Annotated in this window: 12 protein-coding genes; 8 read left to right on the top strand and 4 right to left on the bottom strand. The window is 63.5% G+C overall.

Annotated features, from left to right (window positions below; translation table 11 throughout):
* Positions 1 to 40: 40 nt before the first annotated feature.
* A complete protein-coding gene (locus tag AC2FMN_RS04470) occupies positions 41 to 793 on the bottom strand; it encodes an FkbM family methyltransferase (RefSeq protein ID WP_496686595.1) in 753 nt (250 codons plus the stop codon).
* A 107-nt stretch (positions 794 to 900) separates the two neighbouring features.
* Here AC2FMN_RS04470 and AC2FMN_RS04465 point away from each other — a divergent pair, with 107 nt between their 5' ends.
* Together AC2FMN_RS04465 and AC2FMN_RS04460 are read left to right on the top strand one after the other, a co-directional pair.
* Positions 901 to 1,500, top strand: a complete 600-nt coding sequence (locus AC2FMN_RS04465) for a superoxide dismutase (protein WP_496686593.1) — start codon at positions 901 to 903, stop codon at positions 1,498 to 1,500.
* 189 nt (positions 1,501 to 1,689) lie between these two features.
* Complete coding sequence (locus AC2FMN_RS04460; RefSeq protein WP_496681233.1) at positions 1,690 to 2,139, top strand: baeRF12 domain-containing protein; 450 nt, start codon at positions 1,690 to 1,692, stop codon at positions 2,137 to 2,139.
* Between the two features lie 3 nt (positions 2,140 to 2,142).
* Here the strand turns inward: AC2FMN_RS04460 and AC2FMN_RS04455 are convergent, their stop codons facing one another.
* On the bottom strand, positions 2,143 to 2,694 hold the full coding sequence (locus AC2FMN_RS04455; RefSeq protein WP_496686591.1) for an LOG family protein: 552 nt from the start codon (positions 2,692 to 2,694) through the stop codon (positions 2,143 to 2,145).
* Positions 2,695 to 2,820: 126 nt separating this feature from the next.
* Here AC2FMN_RS04455 and AC2FMN_RS04450 point away from each other — a divergent pair, with 126 nt between their 5' ends.
* Both AC2FMN_RS04450 and AC2FMN_RS04445 read left to right on the top strand, forming a co-directional pair.
* Positions 2,821 to 4,194, top strand: coding sequence for a LysM peptidoglycan-binding domain-containing protein (locus AC2FMN_RS04450; protein WP_496686589.1), 1,374 nt, complete (start codon positions 2,821 to 2,823; stop codon positions 4,192 to 4,194).
* Between the two features lie 76 nt (positions 4,195 to 4,270).
* Positions 4,271 to 6,076: an ABCB family ABC transporter ATP-binding protein/permease gene (locus tag AC2FMN_RS04445; RefSeq protein WP_496686652.1), complete on the top strand. Its 1,806-nt coding sequence runs from the start codon at positions 4,271 to 4,273 to the stop codon at positions 6,074 to 6,076.
* A 59-nt stretch (positions 6,077 to 6,135) separates the two neighbouring features.
* Here AC2FMN_RS04445 and AC2FMN_RS04440 read toward each other — a convergent pair whose 3' ends face one another.
* Together AC2FMN_RS04440 and AC2FMN_RS04435 are read right to left on the bottom strand one after the other, a co-directional pair.
* Positions 6,136 to 9,918 carry an efflux RND transporter permease subunit gene (locus AC2FMN_RS04440; RefSeq protein ID WP_496686587.1) on the bottom strand — a complete coding sequence of 1,261 codons (3,783 nt, stop codon included), beginning with the start codon at positions 9,916 to 9,918 and terminating at the stop codon, positions 6,136 to 6,138.
* Positions 9,915 to 11,141, bottom strand: a complete 1,227-nt coding sequence (locus AC2FMN_RS04435; protein WP_496686585.1) for an efflux RND transporter periplasmic adaptor subunit — start codon at positions 11,139 to 11,141, stop codon at positions 9,915 to 9,917. Before AC2FMN_RS04435 ends, AC2FMN_RS04440 begins: the two co-directional genes overlap by 4 nt.
* A 222-nt stretch (positions 11,142 to 11,363) precedes the next feature.
* On the opposite strand from AC2FMN_RS04435, the gene AC2FMN_RS04430 reads away from it, so the two are divergent.
* The 4 genes from AC2FMN_RS04430 (at position 11,364) to AC2FMN_RS04415 (ending at position 16,058) form a co-directional block, all read left to right on the top strand.
* Positions 11,364 to 12,035 (top strand): hypothetical protein, encoded by a 672-nt coding sequence (locus AC2FMN_RS04430; RefSeq protein WP_496686583.1) that lies wholly within the window; start codon positions 11,364 to 11,366, stop codon positions 12,033 to 12,035.
* Positions 12,036 to 12,082: 47 nt separating this feature from the next.
* Positions 12,083 to 13,405 (top strand): PQQ-like beta-propeller repeat protein, encoded by a 1,323-nt coding sequence (locus AC2FMN_RS04425; protein ID WP_496686581.1) that lies wholly within the window; start codon positions 12,083 to 12,085, stop codon positions 13,403 to 13,405.
* A gap of 48 nt (positions 13,406 to 13,453) precedes the next feature.
* Entirely contained in the window at positions 13,454 to 14,908 is a 1,455-nt protein-coding gene (der, locus tag AC2FMN_RS04420; protein WP_496681247.1) for a ribosome biogenesis GTPase Der, read from the top strand.
* Between the two features lie 163 nt (positions 14,909 to 15,071).
* On the top strand, positions 15,072 to 16,058 hold the full coding sequence (locus AC2FMN_RS04415) for a fatty acid desaturase (protein WP_496681249.1): 987 nt from the start codon (positions 15,072 to 15,074) through the stop codon (positions 16,056 to 16,058).
* Positions 16,059 to 16,078 lie beyond the last annotated feature (20 nt).

Genomic DNA, 16,078 nt, shown 5'->3' with positions numbered 1-16,078 from the left:
CGACTCCCCCGGAGTATTTTCGAAAAGATGAAGATGCCGGTCAGCCGGTGAACAGGAAGCTGCGGAAGCGGTCCAGCGCGTCCGTGGCTGCGAGGTCGGCGGGGTGGCCGGCTTCGTCAAGGCAGATGTCGTAGAAGGACAAGGCTTCGCCGAGGCGGGCCATGGCCGCGGCGCGATCTGCGGCGGGCAGGGACGGCGCGTGGGTGGACAGGTAGAGCGCAGGGCGGTGTTCGCGCAACCAGTCGATCAACGTGGGCAGCACGGCGAACTCTGCGCCTTCTATATCCATCTTGACCAGCGACACACCGGAAAGGTCAGTGGCAGAGGCAAACTGATCCCATGCGATGGTCAGGGCATCGGTTCCATGCGCGCCGTCATGCAGCAGCGAGCTGGTGGAGTCGCCCGGCTCTCCGCGCATCGAGGCCATGCGGGCCACGCCGAACCGGTCGGACAATGCCACGCCAAAGGCCGAGACGTTTCGGATGTCGTTCAGGTCCAGGTTCCAGGCCAGGTGGCGATAGGCGGTCGGGTCGGGCTCGAAACACCAGACATGGCGCGCCTTGCGGGCACCATAGAGAACGGTCGGGCCGATCCATGCGCCAATGTCCAGATAGTCGCGGTCTGGCGAAAGGTGGCGGTCCAGCACGGCGAATGTCTCGGGCTCCCAGTTGCCGGCCGAGGCCTTGCGCCAGAATTTCGAATGATAGGGATCCAGCCGGAAGGCTTCGCCATTCAGCTGACCCGCGTAATATCCTCGGGCGCGGTAGAACATCTTGCGCGCTTTGGTCAGCATCGCCCTGCCTCCGGGTTCATTGTTTTATCGTGTCGGCCCTTGACCTCAACTGGCTGTCAAAGCATGTAAACGTGGGAATGCAACACATATTTTGACAGGGGGCCAAGATGGCTTTTGAACTTCCAGACCTTCCTTATGCACATGACGCGCTGGCATCCAAGGGCATGTCGGCCGAAACGCTGGAATATCACCACGACCTGCACCACAAAGCCTATGTCGACAACGGCAACAAGCTGATCGCCGGCACCGAGTGGGAAGGCAAGTCGCTGGAGGAGATCATCGTCGGCACCTACCAGGCCGGCGCGGTGGCCCAGAACGGCATCTTCAACAACATCAGCCAGCTGTGGAACCACAACCAGTTCTGGGAAATGATGGGGCCGGGCGAGTCCAAGATGCCGGGCGAGCTGGAAAAGGCTCTGATCGAGAACTTCGGCTCGGTTGACGATTTCAAGTCGCAGTTTGCTGCCGCCGGTGCCGGTCAGTTCGGCTCGGGCTGGGCATGGCTGGTCAAGAATGCCGACGGTTCGCTGGCCGTCACCAAGACCGAGAACGGCGTGAACCCGCTGTGTTTCGGGCAGACCGCGCTGCTGGGCTGCGACGTGTGGGAGCACTCGTATTACATCGACTTCCGCAACAAGCGCCCCGCTTACCTGGACAACTTCCTCAACAACCTGGTGAACTGGGAAAACGTCGCCTCGCGCATGTGACGGCACGGCCCGGAACGTCCGGATCACGGCCCGCCAGCCTGAACGCTGGCGGGCTTTTCGTTGTGTTCCGGTAGTGGCCGGACAAGTTTGGCCCTTTGGCGTTGCAAGTCGCTTTTTGATACATAAGTGGAATATTGCACGGTCCGCGACGGTCGCGGACCCAGGCATTCGGATCGACAGGAGGACGAAATGGTGAAGCTGGTACCTGGAACCTGGGTTGTGATCGCGGATGGCGAAAAAGCCTTGTTCACCGAGAACACCGCCGCAGGCTGGGAGCCGAAGCTGAAGGTCTTGTCGGTCGAGCAGCAGGATCCCGACGCGGTGCAGCCCCGTCCGAACGACCGGCCTGGGCGCCGGGCCGACGGTGGGCCGAACCAGAAGTCGGCCGTTGAAGAAGACACTTGGCGCACCCACGCTCGCGCGTTGTTCGCGCAGGACTTGGCCGATCTGCTGAACCGCGAAGGGCACAAGGGCGCCTTTTCGCATCTGGTGCTGATCGCAAGCCCTCAGGTTCTGGGACTGCTGCGCCGCAGTCTGCATGACGGTGTTCAGACAAAGATCGTGGCCGAGATCGACAAGACCCTGACCAATCATCCGCTGGGGAAGATCGAGAAAGTGCTGGCTGATCACACGCCCTGAGCTTCAGGCCAGCATCTGGCGCAGCGCCGCCATGGCCGAGGGCGCATCGTCGACCCAAGTGATGAACCCCGCCAAGGAACCGTCTGCAAAGCCCTGGTCTATCACTTGATCCAGTAGGCTGTGCAGATTGTCCCAGTACCCTTCGACATTCATCACGAGAATGGGCTTGTCATGCAGGCCCAGTTGGCGCCAGGTCAGGGCCTCGAACAGCTCGTCCAAAGACCCCGGTCCGCCGGGCAGCACCACCACCGCGTCCGCGTTCATGATCATCACCTTCTTGCGTTCGTGCATGGTTTCGGTGACCACGAAACGTGTCAGGTCGGTCTTGCCGACCTCGCGGCGCAGCAGGTGCACCGGAATCACGCCGAATGTGTCGCCTCCGGCGGCCTGCGCGGCGCGGGCAACCTCGCCCATCAGGCCCACGTCGCCCGCACCATAGACCAGCCGCCAGCCTTCGCGGGCCAGAAGTGTGCCAAAGCTCCGGGCCTGTTGGGAATAGGCGGGGCGGGCGCCATTGCGTGACCCGCAGTACACACAGACGGATTTCTGGGGCATGGAAAGGCGACTCCGGGGTTGTGTCAGAGGTTTTGACCCGTGATAGCGGGATTGATAGATTGGCTCAACCGCCCGCAGGAATGCTTTTCAGACAAAGCGGTTGCGCGGCAGAGTGAAAGGGGAAACATGGACGCCAAATCGGGAAGCGGACGGTCAGGATCCTTCATCCTGGGGGTTCTGGCCGGTGTTCTGGCGATCCTGGTTGCTGCCGGGCTTTATCTTTTGGGTGTGTTCTCTGGGTCTTCGCCGTCGGCGCCCGAAGACGCCTCGGTTTCGACGGAGGAACAGTCCCAGCAGGCCGGAGCCGTGCAGCCGAAGCCGCTGACCGAAACGCCGCAGAAACAGGACGAGGACGCAGTCGCCGTCGTACCGTCAGAGGCCGACGAAACGACGCCCGACGATACGCGGGTCGAAGCACCTGTCAAAAGCGCGGAACAGGCGGACGCGACCGAAACCGCATCCGAAAACGAGAACACGCAGGCTGAGTTGCCCCACCCCGTGCTGGACCAGATCTTCGTTGAACCCGATGGCACCGCCCTGCTGTCCGGCTCGGCCCAGCCCGGCAGCCGGGTTCGGATCCTGCTGGACGGGGCGCCGGTGCACAGTTTCACCGTCGATGGCAGCGGACAGTTTGCCGAATTCGTAGCCATTCCCTTCAGCGAGACCGCGCGCGGCCTGGTACTGGAAACCACCGATGGTGACCGAACGGCGCGGTCGGACGACTATCTGATCGCGGCCCTGCCAAAACCGGCAGAGGCGGCCCCGGTCGGCGACGATATCGCCAGCGCCGATGGCTCGACCACCAGCGAAACCGAAGAGCACCCGGTCCCCGCTGCGACGGGTGCGACTCAGACCGAGGACACGACCGCCGAGGATGCCCCGCCTGCGGATCAGGCCCCCGAGGCACCGCCTGCGGTGACGCCCGAAGATGCCGACGAAGAGCGGCAGGTTGCGGTTCTGCGCTCGGGGGAAGAGGGGGTATCGGTGGTGCAATCGCCTTCGGTCCGAAGTCAGGCGCCCGATCAGGTTGCCTTGGATACGATCGGTTATTCCGAACTGGGCGACGTTCAATTGACGGGCCGCGTCGCCGAGGGTGCCGCGGTGCGACTGTACCTGAACAACCGCCTGGTCGCCGATATCACGCCAGAGCAGGACGGCGATTGGCGCGGCCAGATCGAGGGGATCGATCCCGGCCTATATACCCTGCGCGTCGACGAGGTGGACACGGACGGCACGGTGCTTAGCCGCGTGGAAACTCCGTTCAAGCGCGAGCCGGTCGAAGCTCTGCGCGCGGCAGGTGCGCAAGGGCCGGAAGCCGGTGTCGAACCGTCGGCTCCGATCCGGTCCGTCACGGTTCAAAAGGGCGATACCCTGTGGGCGATCTCGCGCGAGCGGTTTGGCGATGGGATACTGTACGTGCGCCTGGTCGAGGCCAACCGCGACCTGATCCGCGACCCGGATCTGATTTACCCGGGGCAGGTCTTCACCATTCCCGAATAAAGGCGTAGGTCTGGTGCCGGCCGGGGCTTCCCGGCCGCAACCGTGTTTAAGTAGCCACATGAGAAGACTTGCGCCGATGCATTCCGATGACCTGCCACAGATGGACGAACGCAAGTCGGGATGGATAACCATCCGCAAGGTCGCTCCCTATCTGTGGCCGGCGGACGAGCCCTGGGTCAAGCGGCGCGTGGTGTTGGCCATGGCCATGCTGGTGCTGGCCAAGCTGATCGCGGTCTATACGCCGATCCTGTACAAGGGCGCGGTCGATGCCTTGGCGGGCGAGGGTGTGCCGCCGCTGGCGCTGGGCGCCGTTGGGCTGACCGTGGCCTATGGTATGGCGCGGATGATGACCGTGGGGTTTCAGCAGTTGCGCGATGCGCTGTTCGCGCCGGTGGGGCAACGCGCTCTGCGGGCTCTGGCGCTGGAAACCTTCCAGCACATCCACCAGCTGTCGATGCGCTACCATGTGACCCGCCGGACGGGCGGCCTCAGCCGGATCATCGAGCGCGGGGTCAAGGGCGTGGAGTTCCTGCTGCGCTTCCTGCTGTTTTCGATCGGCCCGCTGATCCTTGAACTGCTGCTGGTGGCGGTGGTTTTGATGTGGCTGTTCGATGTCTGGTATCTGGTCGTGGTGGCTGTCACCATCGCGCTGTACATCTGGTTCACCTTCACGGTCACCGAATGGCGCGTGAAGCTGCGGCGCGAGATGAATGACCAGGACACCGAGGCCAACCAGCGCGCCATCGACAGCCTACTGAATTTCGAAACCGTCAAGTATTTCAACGCCGAGCGGCGCGAAGCTGAACGATATGACGTGTCGATGAAGGCCTATGCGCAGGCCGCGTTGAAAACGGCATATTCGCTGGCCTTCCTGAATTTCGGACAGTCCTTCCTGATCACCTGTGGGTTGATCGGGGTGATGGTTCTGGCCGCGATCGGCGTTCAGAACGGGCAGTTGACGGTGGGCGATTTCGTGATGGTCAACGCCTACATGATCCAGATCACCGTGCCGCTGAATTTTCTGGGCACCGTCTACCGCGAGATCCGTCAGGCCCTCGTCGACATGGGCCAGATGTTTCAGCTGCTGGAGCAGCCGGCCGAAGTGGTGGACAGGCCAGACGCCAAGCCCCTGCAGATCAGCGAAGGCCGGGTCGAACTGGACCATGTGCATTTTGGCTATGACCCGGACCGCGAGATCCTGCGCGGTGTCTCTCTGGTGGTGCCGGGGGGGCAGACCGTGGCTATCGTGGGCGCGACCGGCTCGGGCAAATCCACCATCGGGCGCCTGCTGTTCCGGTTTTATGACGTGACCCAAGGCGCGTTGCGGATCGACGGGCAGGATGTGCGCGACGTGACGCAGGAAAGCCTGCACGCCGCCATCGGCGTGGTGCCGCAGGACACGGTGCTGTTCAACGACACGATCCGGTACAACATCGCCTATGGCCGCGAGGGGGCCTCGCAGGCCGAGATCGAAGCCGCCGCACAGGCCGCCCAGATCCACGAATTCATCACCTCGCTGCCCGAGGGGTACGATACCAAGGTGGGTGAGCGTGGCCTGAAGCTGTCAGGCGGCGAGAAACAGCGCGTGGGCATTGCGCGTACACTGTTGAAGAACCCGCCGATCTTGCTGTTGGACGAGGCCACGAGCGCGCTGGATACCGACACCGAGCAGGACATCAAGGATGCCCTGGCCCGCGCAGGCGAGGGGCGCACGGTGATCACCATCGCCCACCGCCTGAGCACGATTGCCGAGGCCGACCAGATCGTTGTTCTGGAAAAGGGCGAGATCATCGAGCAGGGCACCCACGACGAACTGTTGCGCCGTGAAGGGCGTTATGCCCAGCTGTGGAACCGCCAGCAATCGGATACGCAGGCAGCCTGAAACCCCTGCGGTTATGGATCAAACGAAAACGGGCCGGCAGAACCGGCCCGTTTCCTGTGTTACTCTGCCGCTTTCAGCGGATGCCCCGGTGTGTCGCCCGGGTTTTGCTCGGCATCTGCATCGGCACCCTCATCCTCGGTCCAGACGATTTCCGTCGCCTGCATCCGGCGGGCCGTGTCTCCGATCGCCATGTCCTGCGCGATCTGGCTGGATCGGCCGGCGGTCACGCGGGCCAACAGCTTGCCCAGCCATATGGCATAGGTGGTCACCCACACCCGCAACGCCAAGAACGAGGGCGTCACGATCAGTGTCAGAACCGTGGCAATACCCAAGCCGAACACCACCGCCGTCGCCAACTGTTTCCACCACAACGCGGTGGGGCTGTCGATCGAATAGCCGCCATTGATGAAGTCCAGCGACAGGCCGAACATCATCGGTGTCAGGCCGGCCATCGTGGTCAACGTGGTCAGCAGAACCGGACGAATCCGCGCCTCGGCCGTGCGCACGATGGCGTCGATCCGGGGCATGTAGCGGCTGTATTCCTGGTAGGTGTCGATCAGAACGATGTTGTTGTTCACCACGATCCCCGCCAGCGCCACGATGCCCGTCCCGGTCATGATGATCGAGAAGGGCTGTTGCATCACCATCATCCCGATCAGCACGCCGGTGGTGGACAGAACCACCGCCAGCAGCACCAGCACCGAGTTGTAGAACGAGTTGAACTGCGCCAACAGGATCACGAACATCAGACCCAGCGCGGCCAGGAAGGCGCTGGATAGGAAGGCCTGGCTTTCGGCCTGGTCTTCCTGGTCTCCGGTCCATTCCCAGGTGATCGTGTTGGCAAAGGGCTGAGTGTCCAGCCACTCGGTCAGTACCGCGATCCGTTCGTTCGGGTTGATCAGCGTTAGGCGGGCGTCGCCGTCATCAATGGCGGTCTGCACCTCCTGCAAGGTGTCCGCGCCGGTCAACTGAACCAGAGAATAGGCCGTACCATTGGCACCGTTGATTGTCGCACCTTCAGGTTCCGAGCCTTCGGTCACTTCGCGTACAACGGCCAGCCGCTGTTCTCCGTCCGGGGTGTCGATCACCACTTTGCTCAGGCCGGATTCCACGTCGGCCTTGACGTCGTAGTAGCGCTCTTGATCCACCCGATTGATCTGGGCCAGCTTTGCCACCGGTTTGCGGGTGATGAAGTTCGACAAAGGCACCAGCCCGTCCGGAGTACGCACCTTGAGCGTATCCAACGTGGACAGGACCCGATCCTGATCGGGCAGACGCACGCGGATCTCGATTTCTTCATCCACGCTTTCGGGGCGCATTTCGCCCAGCAGGATGCCACGGGTCACCAACTGCACCATCGCTCCGACGGTGGCCACGTCGGCACCGAACCGGCCCGCCTTGGCCACGTCGACGTCGATCTGCCAGTCGATGCCGGGCAGGGGCAGGGTGTCCTCGATCTTGATCAGGCCCGGGGTGTTTTCGAACATTTCGCGCGCGGTCAGCGTCGCGCTGGTCAGGTCATCCCAGTCGTCGCCCTTGATCCGCAGGTGCACGGGCTTGGCCGAGGCCGGACCCTGTTCCAGAGGCAGGATCTCGACCACGAAACCCGGCAGCTTGGCCAGTTCGGCGTTCAACTGGTCGATCACGAAATCGCCGTCATACTCGGGTGCGACAGTGTGCTTCTCGAACAATCCGCCTGCGACAGGTTCTGACACGTTCGGGCGATCCTCCCACGGGATGATCTCGAACTGCACGCGGCCCACCGTGTCCGCCGGAGCCTGCGCCCCGCCGGTGTTCTGGTTCAGGCCGCCTTCACCGGCGAACGAGAACACGTTGATCACCGCCGGATGCTGGCTGATCACCTGTTCTGCTTCGAAGACCAGCGCGTCCTTTTCGGCCAGCGACAGGTTGCCCCGTGCGCGGACATAGGCGGTGGCCTGTTCCGGCTCGCTTTCGACGAAGAATTCGACACCTCGGTTGTTCTGGCCGTACATGGTCATCACTGTCATCACCGCGAATCCTACTGCCACGATCGAGACGATGGGCATGATCGGATTGCCGACAAGAAACTTGATGACATAACCAAAGGGCGTATGTTCCTTGGCCGTTTGCACGCGCTCATCCGGCTTGCGCTCGATCCGGGCCGCGCTGAGCGTGACCGATCCGGCAAAGGCGCCGAACAGGAATAGCACCACGCCCAGCAAGAACCCACCGCCTGCGCCTTCCGGCAACAGATACGTGGGATTCAGCAACTGCATCGCGCCCAGGAAGATCATGTAGACCGCCGGCGGCACCATGATGGCACGCACCCACCAGGGCGTCCGCGCGCGCAGCCAGTTCGAGCTGCGGTCGAACACGCGGCTCAACCGGCCAGATACACCGCCCATCACCGGCAGATAGATCAGCGCCACGATCAGCGAGGCCGACAGAACGAAGATCAGCGTAACCGGCAGCATCCCCATGAACTCGCCCGGAATGCCGGGCCAGAACAGCATGGGCAGAAAGGCGCACAGCGTCGTCGCGGTGGACGAGACGATGGGCCAGAACATCCGCTGCGCGGCCTCGACATAGGCGTGCATGGGGCCGACACCCTCGGCGATGCGCTTGTCGGCATATTCCACCACCACGATCGCGCCATCGACCAACATCCCCACGGCCAGGATCAGGCCGAACATCACGATGTTCGAGATGCTGACCCCCATGATCGCCAGGAAGGCAAAGCACAAGAGGAACGAGGTCGGAATCGCGAAGCCCACCAGCAGCGCCGCCCGGGTACCCAAAGAAGCCAGAACCACGATCATCACCAGTGCGATGGCCGTCAGGACCGAGCCTTCCAACTGGCTGACCATCGAACCCACGATGCGGCTCTGGTCGTTCGACGTGCCGACATCCACCGCCGCCTGCAACTCGGGGGGCCATTTCGTTTCGGCCTTGGCGACGGTTTCCTTCACCTGGGCCACGGTGTCGATCAGGTTGAAGCCTTTGCGCTTGACCACCTGCAGCGCCACGGTCGGTTCGCCGTTGAACCGGGCGGTCCCTTCGCGGTCTTCGAAGGTGTAGTTGATCTCAGCCAGTTCGCCCAGGGTCACGACCCGGTCGCCATTGACCTTTATCGGCAGGCCGTAGACGTCTTCGGGCGTTTTGAACGACGACGGGATCTTGACCGAAAACGCACCTTGTTCGGTTTCGACTTCGCCCGCGGCGATCAGCTGGTTGTTGTTCCGTACCACGTTGATCAGCTCTGCTGCGGTGACGTTGTACGCCTCAAGCCGCAGCGGATCGATGATCACTTCCAGCATCTCGTCCCGGTTGCCCGCGATCCCGGCCTCGAGCACGGAATCCAACGTTTCGAGGTCATCCTGCAGATCTTTCGCGATGCGCGCCATGGTGCGTTCGGGCACCGGGCCCGACAGGTTGACGATGACGATCGGGAATTCCGAGAAGTTGATCTCGGTCAGCGTGTATTGCTCGGCGCCTTCGGGGAACTTGGCCTGGGCGCTGTTCATAGCGTCGCGCACGTCTGCGGTGATGGCGGTCTTGTCCCAACCAAAGTCGAACTCGAGCGCGATCCCGGCGTAACCTTCGGCGGCGGTGGCGGTCATTTCCTTCAGGCCGTCCAGATCCGCAAGCTCGGTTTCCATCGGCTTGATCAGCAGGTTTTCACTGTCCTCGGCCGATATGCCGGGAAACTGCACCGACACGAACAAGGCGGGAATCTCGATGTCCGGCTCGCCCTCTTTGGGCAGGCCGACATAGGCATAGCCGCCGATGATCAGCGAGATTGCGATGAACGCCAGAACCATGCGGGCCCGATCGGCGGCCCAGGAGACGATACCGGTCATTGCGACGCATCCCGATAGGTCGGCTCGACGGCAACGCCGGCGGTCACGAATTCCTGGCCGACCACGATGACGTCGGCGGTTTCAGGCAGTCCGCCCACCCAAACCCCGTCGGCGCTGTCGCGCAGCAGGCGGATGGGCAGGAAGTTCACGATGTTGCCCGATCCGACGGTGCGCACGCCCAATTGACCCTCGTTGTTGAGGGTCAGCGCCGATTGCGGCAGCAGATGCGCCTTGGCACCTTCGGCGGCGATTTGGATGCTGGCGGTCTGCCCGTCGCGGATCAGCAGTTCGGGGTTGGGCACGGTGATTTCCACCTCGAAGGTGCGGGTGGTCTCGTCGGCGGACCTGCTGAGGAAGGTCACGCGGCCCTCGACCTGCAGGCCGGTCACCAGTTGTGCCTGCGCCGGGGCGCCGACCGTGATGCGGTTGACCGAGGTCTCGGGGACGAACCCGACCAGCTTGATCGGGTCCAGCTGGATCACGGTCGCGCACAGCGATCCGGGCTGCATCAGACTGCCCAGCTCGGCGGCGTCGCTTTCCAGCAGGCCCCGGAACGGGGCCTGGATCGTCAGGCGGTCCACCTCAAGCTGGGCCGCGTCCACCGAGGCTTCGGCCCCCTCGATGCTGGCTTGGGTCGATTTCAGTTGTGCCTCGGCCGATTTAACTCCGGCCAGGGCGGCGGCCATTTCTGCTTCGGCGGAAATCTTGCGGGTTTCCGATCCAAATCCGGTCTCGGACAGTTTGCGGGCGGCGCGCAGATTGATTTCAGCCTCGGCGACGCGCGCAGTGGCCTCTTGCAACTTGGCCTCGGCCTCGGGGATGCGGCTTTGCGACTCGGCCAGGGCAGCCTTGGCCTGTTCCAGTTGGGCCGGGCGCGGGCCGGGATCAAGCTGGCACATAACGTCGCCGGGCTCGACGAAGGCGCCCTTGCGCATCGGTTCCGAGATCACGGTCGACGTGGTTTCGGCCAGGACCCGCACCTGGCGGTTGGCCTTGGTCTGGCCACGCAGCAGAACGGCGCTGTCGATCTCGCGGGCGGTCGAGCGCAGGGCCACGACCCGAATGGCCTTGGTCGGGGCGGTTTCAACGGCCTCGGCCGAGGCCTCGGTCTGAGTGGCCGGACCTTCGCGGCCGGCAAAGGCAAACAGGGCATCGCGTTCAAATACCAGAAAATACAACGCTACTATGACCAGAACGGCGTTGATCAGGGATATCAACCGCATGCCGTGTCTCTCCTTGAAATTGGGGCCTTAAATCCACAAACGTGTGGCAAGAGATGGGGTGGACCGGGTCACTTGTCCATACTGAACTGAATAGTTCGGTTCAATTTCTTTCGCAAGAGGGGCCGCACGCCATGCATTTGTGCATTTGTGCCACTTGGCTTGATGGTGGCGGCGGGGTATGACATGTCGCCAGACAGATGACGAAATCCCCCGGGGGCAGGAATGAGCGACGTCGACAGTTTCATTGATGAAGTCACCGAAGAGGTGCGCCGCGACAGGCTTTACATGCTGTTGCGCCGGTGGGGCTGGGTCGGCGTGGCCTTGGTGGTGCTGATCGTCGGGGGCGCCGCCTTCAACGAATACCGCAAGGCCCGCAGCACCGCTCAGGCCCAGGATCTGGGCGACGCGATTCTGGCGGCGATGGTTCAGAACGAACCCGCGGACCGCGCGGCGACGCTCGAGGGTATCGAGGCCCATGCGCCCGGCGGCGACGCGGTGGTGAACTTCCTTCTGTCGGCCTCGCGGGCCGAGGCGGGGTCGGTTCCCCAAGCGGTCGAGCGTCTGAACGCCATCGCCGTGCAGGGTGACTTGCCAGAGATCTATCGCGCGATCGCTAGCTTCAAGGCGCTGTTGCTGCAGGCCGATACCTTGCCGGCGGCGGATCGGCGTCAGCAGTTCGAGGCGCTGGCCGTGCCGGGCGCGCCGTTGCGCCTGCTGGCCCAAGAGCAGCTGGCCCTGATCGACGTCGCCGAGGGTGACGTACAGGCCGCGCTGGACCGGCTGCAGGCTTTGCGCCAGGATGCCGAGGCCGGAACCGAAATCCGGCAGCGGGCCGGGCAACTGATCGTTGCACTGGGCGGCACGCCCGAACCGGTCGTGGCTCAACAGGGTTGAGGCGCGACAGCCAGCACGCAACGCAAGACAGGCGAGTACCGATTTCCATGTCAAAACCACTTATTTCCCGCGTTGGCTTGACGGTTGCGGCAATCGCCCTGACTGCTTTGAGTGCCTGCGAAGAGCCCGAAGTCATCCTGCCCGGAGAGCGCGAAGACATTCGCCCGTCCCAGGATCTTGAAACCGTCCAGCGCAGCGGGGCCAAACCGATCAGCCTGCCTGCATCGCAGCGCAACACTGCCTGGGCGCAAAGCCCCGGCACCCAGTCCTTCCGCACCACGAATGCGGCGCTGTCGGCCACACCTCAGCGTGTCTGGTCCGTCGATATCGGCAAAGGTGATGGGCGCAAGCAGCGTATCACAGCCGAGCCGGTGGTGGCGGGCGGCCTGATCTACACGTTGGATTCCGGTGCGACGGTCTCAGCGGTGTCTCCGCAGGGGCAGGTGGCGTGGAGCACCAACCTGGTACCGCCGACCGAGCGGGACGATCAGGCCACCGGTGGCGGTCTGGCCCATGCCGACGGCGTTCTGTACGTCTCGTCGGGCTTTGGCCGGCTGACGGCGCTTGACGCCAAGACGGGCGCGATCCGCTGGCAGCAGAAACTGGACGCGACCGGCAGCGGCGCACCGCTGGTGTCCGGCGGTCTGCTGTATCTGGTCGCTGGAGACCAGACCGGCTGGGCCATCGACATCAAGGACGGGCGCGTTCTGTGGCAGATCGAGGGCATCCCCAGCGTTGGCAACGTTTTGGGGGCGCCGGCGCCGGTGCTGGCCTCGGAATTCGTGGTCTTTGCCTTCGGGTCCGGCGACGTCGCCGCGGCCTTCCGCAAGGGCGGCATCCGCCGCTGGAACAGCTCGGTCGCCGGTGGGCGGCGCGGGCGCGCCGCGGCGCAGATCCTGGATGTGACCGGCGGGCCGATCGTGGCAGGAAACACGATCTATATCGGCAACCATTCCGGCCGCACCGTCGCGCTCGAGGCCGAATCCGGCGAGCGCAAGTGGACGGCTTTCGAGGGCGCGGTCGATACCGTCTGGCCGGCCGGCAACAGCGTGTTCCTGATCAGCGACCGCAGCCAACTGGTGCGGCTCGATGCCGCCGACGGTTCGGTGGTCTGGGCCGTTGATCTTCCGGGCTTCGTCAAGGACAAGCCCGGCAAGCGTGGCCCGATCTACGCGCATTACGGCCCGATCATGGCCGGCAGTCGGATCGTCGTCGCTTCGAATGACGGGTATTTGCGGTTCTTCAATCCGGTGGACGGTGCCCTGGTGCACCAGGTCGAGGTGCCGGGCGGCGCCACCACGACCCCGGTCGTTGCCGGGCAGACCCTCTATGTGGTTTCGACCAAGGGGCAACTGCACGCTTTCCGTTGACGGCAAGATGCGATAAAGGGCGCGTCTGAGTCTTGAAAGTTGAGTATCATGTCTTTGACCCTCGCCATCGTGGGGCGCCCCAATGTGGGCAAATCCACCCTGTTCAACCGCCTTGTGGGCAAGCGCCTTGCGCTGGTCGATGACCAGCCCGGCGTCACCCGCGACCTGCGCGAGGGCGAGGGGCGGCTGGGCGACCTGCGCTTTACCGTGATCGACACCGCGGGGCTGGAGGACGCCACTGACGACAGCCTTCAGGGCCGGATGCGGCGCCTGACCGAACGCGCGGTGGATATGGCCGATGTCTGCCTGTTCATGATCGACGCGCGCACGGGCGTCACCCCCACCGACGAGCTGTTCGCCGAGATACTGCGCAAACGCTCCAAGCACGTGATCCTGGCGGCCAACAAGGCCGAGGGCGCGGCGGCCGATGCTGGCGTGCTCGAGGCCTATGGCCTTGGACTGGGCGAGCCGATCCGTCTGTCGGGGGAACATGGCGAGGGCATGACCGACCTCTACGCTGCGTTGATGCCTTTGGCCGACGCTATGGAGGAAAAGCAGGCCGAGGAGGCCCCCGATACCGACGTTGATCTGGACGAGGCCGGAGAGACCGAGGGCGAGACCCCCGCGATCACCGCCGCGAAGCCTCTGCAAGTGGCCGTGGTCGGCCGACCCAATGCGGGCAAGTCTACGTTGATCAACAAGATCTTGGGCGAAGACCGTCTGCTGACCGGCCCCGAGGCCGGGATCACCCGCGATGCAATCAGCCTGCGCATCGACTGGAACGGCACGCCCATGCGCATCTTTGACACTGCAGGAATGCGCAAGAAGGCCAAAGTGCAGGAAAAGCTGGAAAAGCTGTCGGTCTCGGACGGGCTGCGCGCCGTCAAATTCGCCGAGGTCGTCGTGGTGCTGCTGGACGCCGCGATCCCGTTCGAACAGCAGGATTTGCGCATCGCCGACCTGGCCGAGCGCGAGGGCCGCGCCGTGGTGGTCGCGGTCAACAAGTGGGACGTCGAAGAGCACAAGCAGGAAAAGCTGCGCGAGCTCAAGGAGGCCTTCGAGCGCCTGCTACCGCAACTGCGCGGCGCGCCGCTGGTGACGGTCTCGGCCAAGACCGGGCGCGGGCTGGACCGCCTGCACGACGCGATCCTGCGCGCCCATGATGTCTGGAACCGCCGCATTCCGACCGCGGCCCTGAACCGCTGGCTGACGGCGATGCTGGAACAGCACCCGCCGCCCGCCCCGCAGGGTCGCCGGATCAAGCTGCGTTACATGACCCAGGCCAAGACCCGCCCGCCGGGGTTCGTGGTGATGTGCTCGCACCCCGACAAGATGCCGGCCAGCTATACGCGCTATCTGGTCAACGGTCTGCGCGATGATTTCGACATGCCGGGCACCCCGATCCGTCTGACCCTGCGCGGCCAAGGGGACAAGAACCCGTACAAGGGCCGGCGAAAGAAAAATGCCGGCGCGCTGGCCAAACATCTCAAGGGCAGGGCGTAACCGCGCCAATTTTATGCATTTTCAGGCGTGGGACGTGACAGGCCCCACACATCGCGCTAGCATTTGCTGGCGCGCACCCATTTCGCGTGCAGCTTGTGCGCGGGACTCGCGTGCTTGTTTTCGAAGGAACTATTGAACCGGACCATCGTGGGGAGCGGGCTGGATGGATCTGAGAGAGTACACAAGGCAATATGCGGTGCAGGACAATCGGCTTGCTGCACTGAGTTACTTTGGAACCTTTGCGGTTTATTTCGCGTCGCTGGCGCTGGCGATCGCCCATGTCGACCGCTGGTACATCCTGATCCCGGCCGGGGTGGTGTTCGCGTTTTCCGCCGTTCGGCTGTACGTGCTGCAGCACGACTGCGGGCATCATTCTCTGTTTGAAACCCGACGGCAGAACGAATGGGCCGGCCATGTCCTGTCGCCGTTCACCTTTGCGCCGTTCGAGGTGATGAAACAGAACCACAATCTGCACCATGCGGGCATCGGCAATCTGGAACATCGCGAAACCGGTGAGATCCACACCATGACCCTGCGCGAATGGAACGCGGCCGACTGGAAGACGCGGCTGTTTTATCGTCTGTACCGAAACCCGTTCATCCTGGTGCCGGTCGGGGCGTTGTTCACCTATTTCATCCGCTATCGCTGGCCCAAGAACACGATGCGGTTCGGGGTGCGCGGCGTACTGCTGCACAACTTGTCGATCGTGGTGTTCCTCGGGTTGCTTTACTGGATTGCCGGACTGACCGGCATTCTGGTCTGGCTAGTGTTTTCACTGTTGGGCGGCATGCTGGGCGTGTTCCTGGTGTATCTGCAGCACAATTTCGAGGATACCTACTGGGATCGCCGCCCGGATCTGGATCCGCAGCTTGCGGCGCTGCAGGGGTCGTCGGCGCTGGATTTCGGATGGTGGTTCGACATGGCGGTGGCTTGCATCACCTTGCACGACATCCACCACTTCAACGCGCGCATCCCGTCCTATCGGTTGCGAGCCTGCCACTACAACCTGCCGGAGGAATACACGCCGCGCCGGATCAAGTTCCCCGAGGCCCTGGCCGCGCTGAACCTGAAACTTTGGGACGAAGATGCAAAGCGTTTGGTTCCATTCCCAAAAAAGAACAACTCGGGCAGCTTCGCACCCGTCAATTGATATTCAGGCCGCAGATGCCA

The organism is Ruegeria sp. BHSC037 (assembly GCF_059613045.1).
Note: the sequence above shows the minus strand (reverse complement) of the source record. Positions and strands in the feature narration are given on the sequence as shown.